Origin of the sequence: Kitasatospora sp. NPDC059812 (assembly GCF_042732075.1) — a bacterium.
Taxonomy (GTDB): Bacteria; Actinomycetota; Actinomycetes; order Streptomycetales; family Streptomycetaceae; genus Kitasatospora.
The window spans coordinates 6341-17852 of sequence record NZ_JBHWIO010000086.1 but is presented as its reverse complement, the minus strand read 5'-3'; the positions used below and the strand labels follow the sequence as shown (position 1 = coordinate 17852).

Sequence of the window (11512 nt, the reverse complement as noted above, 5' to 3'; positions counted from 1 at the left end):
CCCGCCGCCGCCGCCGCCCCACCTCCCCCCGCCCCCCCCGCCCCCGGCCGCTGTCGTTTCCGGACCTTTTCGGGTGCCCTCGGGGCAAGTTGACGATACGTCAGGCGCGTTGGTGGGCCGGTTCAGATCCGGTGGGCGGGCAGCCCGTGCTGGGCGGCGGTCAGCAGCTCGTGCATCCGCTGCCCGAAGTCCTCGGTGTCGGCGGCCGGTTCGGGGAAGACCAGGCGGACGTCGCGGTGGCCGTGCGGGTGGTCCAGGCGCAGGACCAGGCCGTGGCGGTCCAGGGCGAGCGGGCGGACCTCCGGGTGCTGGGCGAGCAGGTCCGGGTCGAGCAGCCGGGTGAGGACGGCGAGGGCGTCGGCGTGGTCGTCGGCGAGGTGGGTGAGCATGGCGGCCTCGTAGCGGGCCAGCGGGTCGGGTGCGGCGTGGGCGAGGTCGCCGGCGGTGAGTGCGCCGGTGCCGTACGGGGTGGAGAGGACGGCGTGGGCGACGTCCACGCGCAGGTGGACGCTGAGGCCGTCGTCGGCGAGGTGGGCCAGGTGCAGTCGGCCGGCCAGGGTGAGGCGGGCGCGGATCCGGTCGCGGACGGCGACGGGGGAGATGTCGGTGACGTCCAGGACGACGGCGAGTCCGTCGGTGGCGCGGGCGGCGGCGGTGGCGAGCGGGTCGCCCAGCGGGGCGCGCAGGCGCAGCCGGGAGCCGTGGACGGAGACCGGGGTGTCGAGGTCGTGGTGCTCGCCGCAGGCGCGGACGGTGAGCGAGGAGGTCGCGCTGAGCAGGCTCTGGACCCGCTCGGCGGTGGTGGGTTCGGGCACCTCGGCGTCGCCGGCGGGCAGGCTCATGACGGACCTCCAGTTAGTTAGGTGAGCCTAACCTAATCTCCGCTCGGGGGTGTGGCAAGTGGCGTGGCCGAGGTCGCTGCCGTCGGGGATAGAAAGCGCTTGCAAGTATCTGCGGATGTCTCGTATTGTCGACGCCGGTAGTTGCATGCGCAATGGTTCTCTCTGGAAAGCGGTCCCTCATGCCCCTCGCGCTCCTGGCGCTGGCGATCAGCGCCTTCGGCATCGGCACCACCGAGTTCGTGATCATGGGCCTGCTGCCCGAGGTCGCCGGCGACTTCTCGGTCGCCATCCCCACCGCCGGTCTGCTGATCTCCGGCTACGCGCTCGGCGTCGTGGTCGGCGGCCCGCTGCTCACCATCCTCGGCACCCGTGCCCCCCGCAAGGGCATGCTGCTGACGCTGATGGGCCTGTTCGTGGTGGGCAACCTGATCGCGGCCGTCGCCCCCGCCTTCGGGCTGCTGATGGTCGGGCGGATCGTCAGCGCCTTCGCGCACGGCGCGTTCTTCGGCATCGGCTCGGTCGTCGCCGCCGACCTGGTCGCCCCGCACAAGCGGGCCGGCGCCATCGCCCTGATGTTCACCGGCCTCACCGCCGCCAACGTGCTGGGCGTCCCGATGGGCACCCTGCTCGGCCAGCACTTCGGCTGGCGCTCCACGTTCTACGTCGTCGCCGGGCTCGGCCTGCTCGGCCTCGCCGGAATCGCGGCGCTGGTGCCCGTCCAGCCGCGGACCGGCGCCGCCCGTCTCGGCCCCGAACTGGCCGTCTTCCGGACCCTGCGGCTCTGGCTCGCGCTCGCCATGACCGTGCTCGGCTGGGGCGGCATCTTCGCGATGTTCACCTACATCACGCCGATGATGACCGAACTGGCCGGCTTCGCCCCGAGCAGCGTCACCTGGCTGCTCTTCCTGTTCGGCGTCGGCCTGTTCGTCGGCAACCTGCTGGGCGGCTGGTTCGCCGACCGCGCGCTGATGCGCAGCCTCACCGTGATCCTCGCGGTACTCGCGGTGCTGCTGTTCGCCTTCACCTTCGCCGCGCACAGCAAGCCGGCCGCGATCGTCCTCATCCCGCTGATCGGGCTGTTCGGCTTCGCGACCGTCGCGCCGCTGCAGAAGCGGGTCATGGACCAGGCGGCGGGCGCGCCGACCCTGGCCTCGGCCGCCAACATCGCCGCGTTCAACCTGGGCAACGCGCTCGCCGCCTGGCTCGGCGGACTGGTCATCTCCGGCGGCCTCGGCTACGGCGCGCCGAACTGGGTGGGCGGGCTGCTCACCGCGGTCGCCCTCGGGGTGACGGTGTTCGCGGCGGCGCTGGACCGGCGCGGCGCGGCGGGCGAGGGGCGGGTCGTGGCGCGCTCGGGTGCCCCGGCCGAGCAGGGCGTGCCCGCGGGGAGGTGAACGAGGGGGGACGGCGGAGGGCCCGGACGCCTGGTGCGCGTCCGGGCCCTCGCGGTGGTCGGGCTGCTCGACGGTGTTTCAGGCGACGACGGCCTGGGCGTCGATCTCGACCAGCATCGGCTCCTGCGGCAGCTCGACGAAGATCGTGGTGCGGCAGGGCTTCACGCCGCCGGGCTTGATGTTCTCGTCGATGAACTCGGCGTACACCTCGTTCATCAGCGGGAAGTCCGCCCGCTTGGTGAGGTAGACCCGGAACATCACCACGTCCTCGATGGTGGCGCCGCCGGCCTCGACGATCGCCTTGACGTTCTCCAGCGTGCGCCGGGTCTGCGCCTTCACGTCGTCGTGGTACAGGTACTCGCCGGTCGCCGGGTCCTGCGGGCCCTGGCCGGAGACCTGGAGGATCGGGCCCTTGCGGACGCCCTGGGAGAACATCCAGGCGGGGGCGGGGGCGCCGTCGGTGCGGATCTCGGTCTTGCCGTTGGTCGGGTGCTGCTCGTTCATGGGGTTCCTTACGATCTGACGGTTCATCAGTTGTGGCCCGGGCGGCCGCAGTCGGCCGAGATGGCGCGGGTGGTGGCGAGCAGCTGCGGGAGGAGGTCCAGCACCTGCTCGTAGGGGAGGACGACGTCCGGGACGGAGATGGACGCGGCGGCGACGACCCGGCCGCTGGCGTCCCGGATCGGGGCGGCCACGCAGTTGATGAACGCCTCGTGCTCGGCGTGGTCCTGCGCCCAGCCCTGGACGGCGACCTTCTCCAGCTCGGCGAGCAGCGCCTCGGGCGTGCTGAGGGTGCGCGGGGTGTGCGGGGTGAAGTCGATCCCGGCGGCCACCCGGCGGCGTTCGGGCAGCGGCAGGTCGGCGAGCAGCACCTTGGAGACGGCGGCGCTGTGCAGGGCGGCGCGCAGGCCGATCCGGGAGTACATCCTGACCGGGTGCCGGGAGTCGAACTTGTCGATGTAGACGACCTCGCCGCCCTCGTACGCGGCCAGGTGCACGGTCTGGCCGGTGGTGGCGTTCAGCTCGGCCAGGTGCGGGGCGGCGATCCGGCGGACGCCGCGCTGTTCCAGGGCGAGGCCGGAGAGGGCGAACAGGCCGGCGCCCAGGTGGTAGCGGTAGGCGGCGTCACGGTAGACGAACCGTTCCTCCTCCAGGCTCTGGAGCAGTCGGAGCACGGTCGTCTTGTGGACGCCGAGCACCTCGGCCAGCTGGTCGAGGGAACGCTCGCCCTCGCCGAGTTCGGCGAGCAGGCGCAGGGCGCGGGTGACGGTCTGGCTCATCGTGCTCCGCCGGGGTCGTTCGGGCTCGGGTTGGTGCTCATTGTGCCCGGGCCCGCCGGGTGCCGCGGGACCGGTCCGCGGGGACGGCCGGGCCGGTGATGCCCTCCACCGAGACCCGGGTGGCGGCCCAGTCGGCGGGCGAGGCGTCGAGCAGCGCGGCCACCACGGCGGCGGGCGGCAGTTCGGCCTGGTCGCCGTGGGCGGTCAGCGCGCAGGCGGCGCTCAGGTGGCCGAGCCGCAGCCGGCGGCGCTGGTCCAGGCCGCGGACGGTGCCGGCCAGGTAGCCGGCGGCGAAGGCGTCGCCCGCGCCGGTGGCCTCGACCACCTCGACGGCCAGGGCCGGTTCGCTCACCGACGTGCCGTCCCGCTCCAGGGCGGTGACCAGCCGGGCGGCGTCCTTGACCACCACGGTGGCAGGGGAGGCGAAGCGGCGGCGCAGCGCGACCGGCTCCCCGGTGCCGAACGCGGCCTCGGCCTCGTCGGCGCCGATCAGCAGCAGGTCGGCGGCGTCCAGCAGCGGCGGCAGGACGGCCGGGTCGCGGTCGTGCCAGAGTGCGGGGCGCCAGTTGAGGTCGAAGCTGACGGTCCGCTCCGGGCGGCGGTCGGCGAGCAGGGCGCGCAGCAGCGCCAGGCAGTCGTCGGAGAGCGCGGCGGTGATGCCGGACAGGTGCAGCAGGCGGGCGCCGGACAGCAGCCGGACGGCCGCCGGGTCGGCCAGCAGGGCGGGGGAGAGCGCGGCGGCCGCGGAGCCGCGCCGGTGGTAGTGCAGCCGGCTGCGGCCGGGGCCGAGGTCGTGGTGGTGGCCGGTGGCGCCGCCGACCTCCTTGAGGTACAGGCCGGTGGGGCGGTGCGGGTCGACGGCGACCGCCGAGACGTCCACGCCGCGGGCGGCGACCTCGGCGAGCAGCCGACGGCCGAAGCCGTCGTCGCCGACCCGGCTGATCCAGGCGGTCGGCACGCCGAGCGCGGCCAGCGCGCCGGCCACGTTGGACTCCGCGCCGCCGACCGACAGCCGGAAGTTCTCCACGGCCTCCAGCGGGCCCGGCCGGTCCGGCAGCAGCACCGCCATGGACTCGCCCACGCACACGGCCGTCGGGGAAGGACCGGGGCGGGCCGGGCCCGGGGTGTCCTGTCGCGGCATCTGCTGGGCTCCTCCGTCTGCGGCGGCCGTTCCGTTGACCGTGATCCGGCGCCGATGCTAGAACCGTCATGCCAACATGTGCAACCCTCATTGCACATGTTGCAACACGGCAGATGGAGGAAGACGGTGGAGCAGACCTTCGCAAGCATCGGCACCGGGCCGGGCATCGACGACGGCGCGGTGGCGGCCCTCGCCGACGAGACGCTCGACTGGCGGTTCAAGGCCGCCCCGCCGGAGGCCTGGGGGCACTCCGTCCGCGACTGGCTGGCCACCGGGCCCACCCTCACCGGGCTCGGCACCCCGCTGCTCACCCTGGACGGCGCCGCGCTCGACCACAACCTGCGCACCATGGCCGACTGGTGCGCCAAGGCCGGGGTCGCGCTCGTGCCGCACGGCAAGACCACCATGGCGCCCGCCCTCTGGCAGGCGCAGCTCGCCGCCGGCAGCCACGGCATCACCCTCGCCAACCTGCCGCAGGTGCGCGTCGCCCGGGCCTTCGGAGTCGAGCGGATCCTGCTCGCCAACACCCTGCTCGACCCGGCCGGACTGGCCTGGCTCGCCGCCGAACTGGCCGCCGACCCGGCGTTCGCCTTCGTCTCCTGGGTGGACTCCACCGAGAGCGTCCGGCTGATGGACGAGGCGCTGCGCGCCGCCGGGGCCCAGCGGCCCGTCGAGGTCCTGGTCGAACTCGGCGGCCCCGGCGGGCGCACCGGCGCCCGCGGCGTCGACGCGGCCGTCGAGATCGCCGCCGCCGTGCTGCGCGCCCCCACCCTGCGCCTCGCGGGCGTCGGCGGCTACGAGGGCGCGCTCGCCCACGACGCCACCGCCGACGGGCTGGCCACCGTCCGCGGCTACCTCAAGGCGCTCGCCGACCTGCACGGCCGGCTCGCCCGCGCCTACCCGGACGACGCCCGGCCGATCGTGACGGCAGGCGGCAGCGCCTACTTCGACCTGGTCGTCGAGGAACTCGCAAGCCTGCCGGAAGCCCTCGTGGTCCTGCGCTCGGGCGCGTACATCGCCCACGACGACGGCTTCTACCGGGGCATCTCGCCGCTGGTCCGGGGCGCCGGCGCCACGCCGTTCCGCAGCGCGCTGCACGGCTGGGCCCGGGTGGTGTCCCGGCCCGAGCCGCAACTGGCCCTGCTGGACGCCGGCAAGCGCGACCTGCCCTTCGACGAGGGCCTGCCCGAGCCGCAACACGTGCGCGGCGGAGCCGAGTTGACCGGCACTGCGGCCCGGATCACCGCACTCAACGACCAGCACGCCTTCCTGCGCGACGCGGGTGACCTCGCCCCGATCGGCGCGGTGCTGCGACTCGGCGTCTCCCACCCGTGCACGGCCTTCGACAAGTGGACCGCGATCCCGGTGCTCGACTCCGCCGACGCGGCCGAGCCGAAGGTCACCGGGCTGGTCAGGACGTTCTTCTGATGGCGGGCGGCAGAGCGCCCGACACCGTCTTCCGGGGCGCCACCGTCGTCGACGGCACCGGCGCGGACCGTTACCGGGCGGACGTGCGGATCACCGACGGGCTGATCGCCGGGATCGGCCCCGGCCTCGACGCGCCGACGGTGGTGGACGCCGACGGGCTGGTCCTCGCCCCCGGCTTCATCGACATGCACGCCCACTCCGACCTCGCCCTGCTGCTCGAACCCGAGCACCCGGCCAAGGTCACCCAGGGCGTCACCTGCGAGGTCCTCGGCCAGGACGGCCTGTCCTACGCCCCGGTGGACGACACCACCCTGCCCGCGCTGCGCCGCCAACTGGCCGGCTGGAACGGCGATCCGGAGGCCTTCGACTGGGACTGGCGCGGCGTCGCCGGCTACCTGGACCGGATCGACCGCACCGGCGTCGCCGTCAACGCCTGCTACCTCGTCCCGCACGGCTCGCTGCGGATGCTCGCCATGGGCTGGGCCAACCGGCCGCCCACCCCGGCCGAACTCGACCGGATGCGCCAGGAGTTGGCGCAGGGCCTGCTGGACGGCGCGGTCGGCATGTCCAGCGGTCTCAGCTACACCCCCGGGATGTACGCGGACACCGCCGAGCTGGTCGAGCTGTGCACCGTGGTCGCGGCCTACGGCGGCTTCCACGCCCCGCACCAACGCTCGTACGGTGCGGGCGCGTTGGAGGGCTACGCGGAAATGGTGGAGATCGCCCGGCGGACCGGCTGCGCGCTGCACCTGACCCACGCCACGATGAACTTCGGCGTCAACCGGGGCCGGGCCGGCGAACTGCTGGAACTGGTCGACCAGGCACTCGCCGACGGCGTCGACCTCACCCTGGACAGCTACCCCTACCTGCCCGGCTCCACCACCCTGGCCGCCCTGCTGCCCAGTTGGGCCACCGAGGGCGGCCCGGAAGCGACACTCACCCGGCTCGCCGACCTGGCCGCCCGCGAGCGGATCCGGTACGAGGTGGAGGAGAAGGGCAGCGACGGCTGCCACGGCGTCGTCACCGACTGGGCGACGATCCAGATCTCCGGCGTCCGGACGGCCGAGCTGGCACGGACGGTCGGCCGGACCGTCGCCGAACTCGCCGCCGAGCAGGGCCGCAGCGGGACGGAGGTCTTCCTCGACCTGCTGCGCCGCGACGAACTGGCCACCACGATCCTCCAGCACGTCGGGCACGAGGAGAACGTCCGGGCGATCATGCGCCACCCGGCGCACACCGTCGGCAGCGACGGGCTGCTGGTCGGCGCCCGGCCGCACCCGCGTGCCTGGGGCACCTTCCCCCGCTACCTCGGCCACTACAGCCGGGAGTTGGGCGTGCTGACGCTGGAGGAGGCCATCGCCCGGATGACCGGCCGGCCCGCCGCCCGGCTCGGGCTGCACCGGCGCGGCCGGATCGCCCCCGGCCACCACGCCGACCTGGTGCTCCTCGACCCCGAGAAGGTCCGGGACGCCGCCACCTTCGAGCACCCCCGGCTGCCCGCCGAGGGCGTCCAGCACGTGTACGTCAACGGCACCGCCGTCGTCCGGCAGGGCCGCACCACGGGCGCCCGGCCCGGGCGCGCCCTGCGCCGCACCGACCGAGGAACCAGATCCCTGTGAATCCCCCCTCCGTGAATCCTCCCTCCGTGAACCCCCTCGCCGACCTGCGGGACGACCCGGTGATCGCCGTGGTCCGCGCGCCCCGCATCCCGGACGCGGCCGCGCTGTGCGCCGCGCTCGCCGACGGCGGCATCAACTGGACCGAATTCACCTACACCACACCGGAGGTGACGACGCACCTGCGGCGTGCCGCGGACGCGGGCTGGCGGGTCGGCGTGGGTACCGTGCTGACCGCCGAGCAGGCCGAGCGCGGGGTCGCGAGCGGGGCGTCCTTCCTGGTCACCCCCGGCTGCCGGCCCGAGGTGGCGCAGGCCGCCCGGGCCGCCGGGGTGCCGGTGGTGCTCGGGGCGCTCACCCCGACCGAGGTGGCCCGGGCGGTGGACCTCGGGGCCGCCGCTGTGAAGATCTTCCCGGCCCGGGCGTTCGGCCCCGGCTACTTCAAGGACCTGCGCGGCCCGTACCCGGACGTCCCGCTGGTGGCCTCCGGCGGGGTGAACGCGGGCAACGCCGCCGACTTCCTGGCGCACGGCGCGCTCGCGGTCTGCGCGGGCACGGACGTGGTGCCGCCGGACGCGGTCGCGGCGGGGGACTGGGCGGAGATCACCCGGCGGGCCCGGGCGTTCACCGCGGCGTGCGCGGTGGCCAGGGCCTGAGGGGCCGGCGGGTGGCGGGGTGCCGGGGCGGCGGTCGGCGGACTGTCGGGGCTGTCGGGACGGCCGTCGGCGGGTAGTAGGGACGGCTGGTCGGTGGGCTGTCGGGACGGCCGGGGATGGGCGAGAATCGTGCTCCCCAGCCCCAGCCCCAGCCCCGGCCCCGGCCCCCGGATCCGGCAGGAGGACCCACCCCCATGACCTCGCCCCGCCCCGGCCCCGACTGGCTGGCCGACGCCGTCCTGTACCAGATCTACCCGCAGAGCTTCGCGGACTCCGACGGCGACGGCATCGGCGACTTCGCCGGCATCGCCGCGCACCTCGACCACCTCGCCTGGCTCGGCGTCGACACCGTCTGGCTCAACCCCTGCTTCGCCTCCCCGTTCCGCGACGCCGGCTACGACGTCGCCGACTACCTCGCCCCGGCCCCGCGCTACGGCGGTACCGAGGACCTGGTCGTGCTGGTCGAGGCCGCCCGCCGCAAGGGCATCCGGATCCTGCTCGACCTGGTCGCCGGCCACACCTCCGACCGCCACCCCTGGTTCCTGACCGCCGCCGAGGACCCGGCCGACCACCGGTACATCTGGTCCGACCAGCGGGTGGACGGCTTCGTCGCCTCGCCCGGCAGCCGCCCCGGCTGGTACCGGCCGAACTTCTTCGACTGCCAGCCCGCGCTCAACTTCGGCTACGCGCGCCCCAGTTCCGGTGAGCCCTGGCGCCAGCCGGTGGACGCCGAGGGCCCGCGCGCCAACCGGGCGGCCCTGCGCGACGTCATGGCGCACTGGCTCGGCCTCGGCCTGGCCGGCTTCCGGGTCGACATGGCCTCCTCGCTGGTCAAGGACGACCCGGGCCTGGTGGAGACCGCCAAGCTGTGGACCGGGCTGCGGGGCTGGCTGGACCGCGCCCACCCGCAGGCCGCGCTGTTCGCCGAGTGGGGCGATCCGGCGGCCGCCGTCGCGGCGGGCTTCCACGCGGACTTCTTCCTGCAGTTCGGCGGCGCCGACCGCGGCCTGCCGCTGCGCTCGCTGTGGAACAACGGCGCCGGCACGGTCGAGGAGTTCTGGCAGCAGGGCCCGTGCTACTTCGAGGCCGAGGGGCGAGGCACCCCGCAGGTGTTCCTGGACGCCTGGCGCGCCGCCGCCGAAGCGACCGAGGGCGTCGGCCACATCGCCCTGCCCACCGCCAACCACGACTTCTCCCGGCTGGCCACCGGCCCGCGCACCGACGGGCAACTCGCCGCCGCCTTCGCGTTCCTGTTCACCTGGCCCACCCTGCCGGCCGTCTACTACGGCGACGAGATCGGCATGCGCTACCTGCCCGGACTGCCCGACGTCGAGGGCAGCGTGCTCGGCCCGCGGTACAACCGGGCCGGCTCGCGGACCCCGATGCAGTGGGAGCCCGGGCCGGCGGCGGGCTTCTCCAGCGCGCCGCCCGAGCGCCTCTACCTGCCCGTCGACCCGGACCCGCGGCGCCCGGACGTGCTCTCGCAGCGGGCCGATCCGACCTCGCTGCTGCACACCGTCCGGCGGCTGATCGCGCTGCGCCGGGCGCATCCGGGGCTGGGCGCCTCCGGCGGGGTGGAGGTCCGCCGCGCGGGGTACCCGCTGGTGTACACCCGGGCCGGACGGTACCTGGTGGCGGTGAACCCGCGCCGGGAGCCGGGGGTGGTGCGGCTGGAGCACGGCGGGGCGCGCCCGCTGGAGGTGCGGGGCGTGCGGGTGGCGGACGGGGAGCTGCGGGCGGACGGCTTCTCGTACGGCGTGTTCGAGCTGTCCTGAGCGTTCGGCGGTGGCCCCCGCTGGGGCGGGCGGCTTTCGATCGGCGTCAGATAGTTGTAAGCTGCATCCATAGATGGTTGCATTTACCACCTGATGTGGGTGCACGTGACACCCTTGATGGTTGCATTTGCCACTCATCTCCACTCGACGCCACCGGAGGACGGTACGAACGCCATGAGCACACCCCAGACCCCCGCCGCAGCGCCCGCCCTGGGGCACTCGCTCAAGCACCTCGCCGTCCACCTGATCACCCCGCTGCTGATGTGCCTCGGCATGGCGCTCGCCTACCAGGGCGCCTTCCACCAGCCCGAGCCGCACCACCTGAAGGTCGCCGTGGTCGGCACCACCCCGCAGGCGCAGGGCCTGGCACAGGCGATCCAGGCCAAGGCCGGGGCGGCGGTCGACGTCCGCACCCTGCCCGACCGGGCGACCGCCGAGCAGCAGCTGCGCGACCGCGATCTGGTGGGGGCCTTCCTCCCGGACGCCAGGAGCCCCGAACTGCTCGTCGCCAAGGGGAACTCGGACACCTCGGCGGTGGCCGCCACGGCGGTGTTCAGCAACGTCACCGACCGGCAGGGCGTGCCGCTGCACGTCACCGACCTCACCACCCCGGCCGAGGGCGACCCGACCGGCCAGGGCCTGTTCTTCCTGCTGGTCGCGCTGAGCATCGGCTCCTACGCCAGCGTCGCCGTGATCGGCGCGGCCGGCGCCGGGCTGAGCATGCGGATCCGGGCGTTGGTCGGCGTGGCGGTGTCGCTGGTGGTGAGCGTGATCGGGATCGTCACCGCCGGACCGGTCTTCCATGTGGTCGACCACGACCTGGCCGCGGTGTGGGCGCTCGGCTGGCTCTACTCGGCGGGCATCGTCCTGATCGGCATCGGCCTGCACAGCTTCCTGAAGAAGTGGACCACCCTGGCCCTGATGGTGCTGTTCGTGATGCTGAACTTCACCAGCTCCGGCGGCATCTTCCGGCCCGAGCTGCAGAATGGCTTCTTCGGCGCGCTGCACGGCTTCTGGACCGGCGCCGGCTTCCTGGAGGGCGCGCGCAGCATCCTGTACTTCGACGGCGGCGCGGGCCTCGGCGGGCACGTCGTGACCCTGGTGGTCTGGCTGCTGCTGGGCGGGGCCGCGCTGGTGGCCGCCGCGCTCCACGAGGAGCGCGGGCGCCGGGCGGTGGAGAGCCCGGTGGAGGCCGAGGAGGAGATGGCGGAGGCGGTCGCGGTCTGACCGCACCGCACGTGAGTACTCCATCCGGCGCTGAGGGCATCGGCACCGGGTGGGGACCGACGGGCGCCGGCGCCCGCGGGGGCGCGCGCGCGGGGGGGCGGGGGGGGGGGCGGCCGCCCGCCGCGCGGCGGTGGTGGAGAACGGCGGGCGAGA

General features: G+C 74.6%; 10 protein-coding genes. 6 read left to right on the top strand and 4 right to left on the bottom strand.

The features are described 5' to 3' along the window. Positions 1 to 122: 122 nt before the first annotated feature. Positions 123 to 842 (bottom strand): DUF2470 domain-containing protein, encoded by a 720-nt coding sequence (locus ACFV6D_RS31330; RefSeq protein WP_380370405.1) that lies wholly within the window; start codon positions 840 to 842, stop codon positions 123 to 125. A gap of 179 nt (positions 843 to 1021) precedes the next feature. Here ACFV6D_RS31330 and ACFV6D_RS31325 point away from each other — a divergent pair, with 179 nt between their 5' ends. Next, positions 1022 to 2236 carry an MFS transporter gene (locus tag ACFV6D_RS31325; protein WP_380562141.1) on the top strand — a complete coding sequence of 405 codons (1215 nt, stop codon included), beginning with the start codon at positions 1022 to 1024 and terminating at the stop codon, positions 2234 to 2236. Positions 2237 to 2314: 78 nt separating this feature from the next. Here the strand turns inward: ACFV6D_RS31325 and ACFV6D_RS31320 are convergent, their stop codons facing one another. The 3 genes from ACFV6D_RS31320 to ACFV6D_RS31310 are packed head-to-tail and all read right to left on the bottom strand — an operon-like array spanning position 2315 to position 4657. Continuing rightward, positions 2315 to 2740, bottom strand: coding sequence for a RidA family protein (locus ACFV6D_RS31320; protein WP_380562139.1), 426 nt, complete (start codon positions 2738 to 2740; stop codon positions 2315 to 2317). Positions 2741 to 2766: 26 nt separating this feature from the next. Continuing rightward, entirely contained in the window at positions 2767 to 3516 is a 750-nt protein-coding gene (locus tag ACFV6D_RS31315; protein WP_380562137.1) for an IclR family transcriptional regulator, read from the bottom strand. A gap of 37 nt (positions 3517 to 3553) precedes the next feature. Further along, the gene (locus tag ACFV6D_RS31310) at positions 3554 to 4657 is read right to left on the bottom strand and encodes a sugar kinase (RefSeq protein ID WP_380428993.1); all 1104 of its coding nucleotides are present in this window, start codon (positions 4655 to 4657) and stop codon (positions 3554 to 3556) included. 126 nt (positions 4658 to 4783) lie between these two features. Here ACFV6D_RS31310 and ACFV6D_RS31305 point away from each other — a divergent pair, with 126 nt between their 5' ends. From ACFV6D_RS31305 to ACFV6D_RS31285, 5 genes are all read left to right on the top strand, one after another. Then, a complete protein-coding gene (locus ACFV6D_RS31305; RefSeq protein ID WP_380370398.1) occupies positions 4784 to 6085 on the top strand; it encodes an amino acid deaminase in 1302 nt (433 codons plus the stop codon). After that, the gene (locus ACFV6D_RS31300; protein ID WP_380562135.1) at positions 6085 to 7704 is read left to right on the top strand and encodes an amidohydrolase family protein; all 1620 of its coding nucleotides are present in this window, start codon (positions 6085 to 6087) and stop codon (positions 7702 to 7704) included. Before ACFV6D_RS31305 ends, ACFV6D_RS31300 begins: the two co-directional genes overlap by 1 nt. A 26-nt stretch (positions 7705 to 7730) precedes the next feature. Then, on the top strand, positions 7731 to 8357 hold the full coding sequence (locus tag ACFV6D_RS31295) for a bifunctional 4-hydroxy-2-oxoglutarate aldolase/2-dehydro-3-deoxy-phosphogluconate aldolase (RefSeq protein ID WP_063350231.1): 627 nt from the start codon (positions 7731 to 7733) through the stop codon (positions 8355 to 8357). Between the two features lie 194 nt (positions 8358 to 8551). Further along, positions 8552 to 10132 carry an alpha-amylase family glycosyl hydrolase gene (locus ACFV6D_RS31290; protein WP_380562133.1) on the top strand — a complete coding sequence of 527 codons (1581 nt, stop codon included), beginning with the start codon at positions 8552 to 8554 and terminating at the stop codon, positions 10130 to 10132. 174 nt (positions 10133 to 10306) lie between these two features. After that, positions 10307 to 11359: a hypothetical protein gene (locus ACFV6D_RS31285; RefSeq protein ID WP_380562131.1), complete on the top strand. Its 1053-nt coding sequence runs from the start codon at positions 10307 to 10309 to the stop codon at positions 11357 to 11359. Positions 11360 to 11512 lie beyond the last annotated feature (153 nt).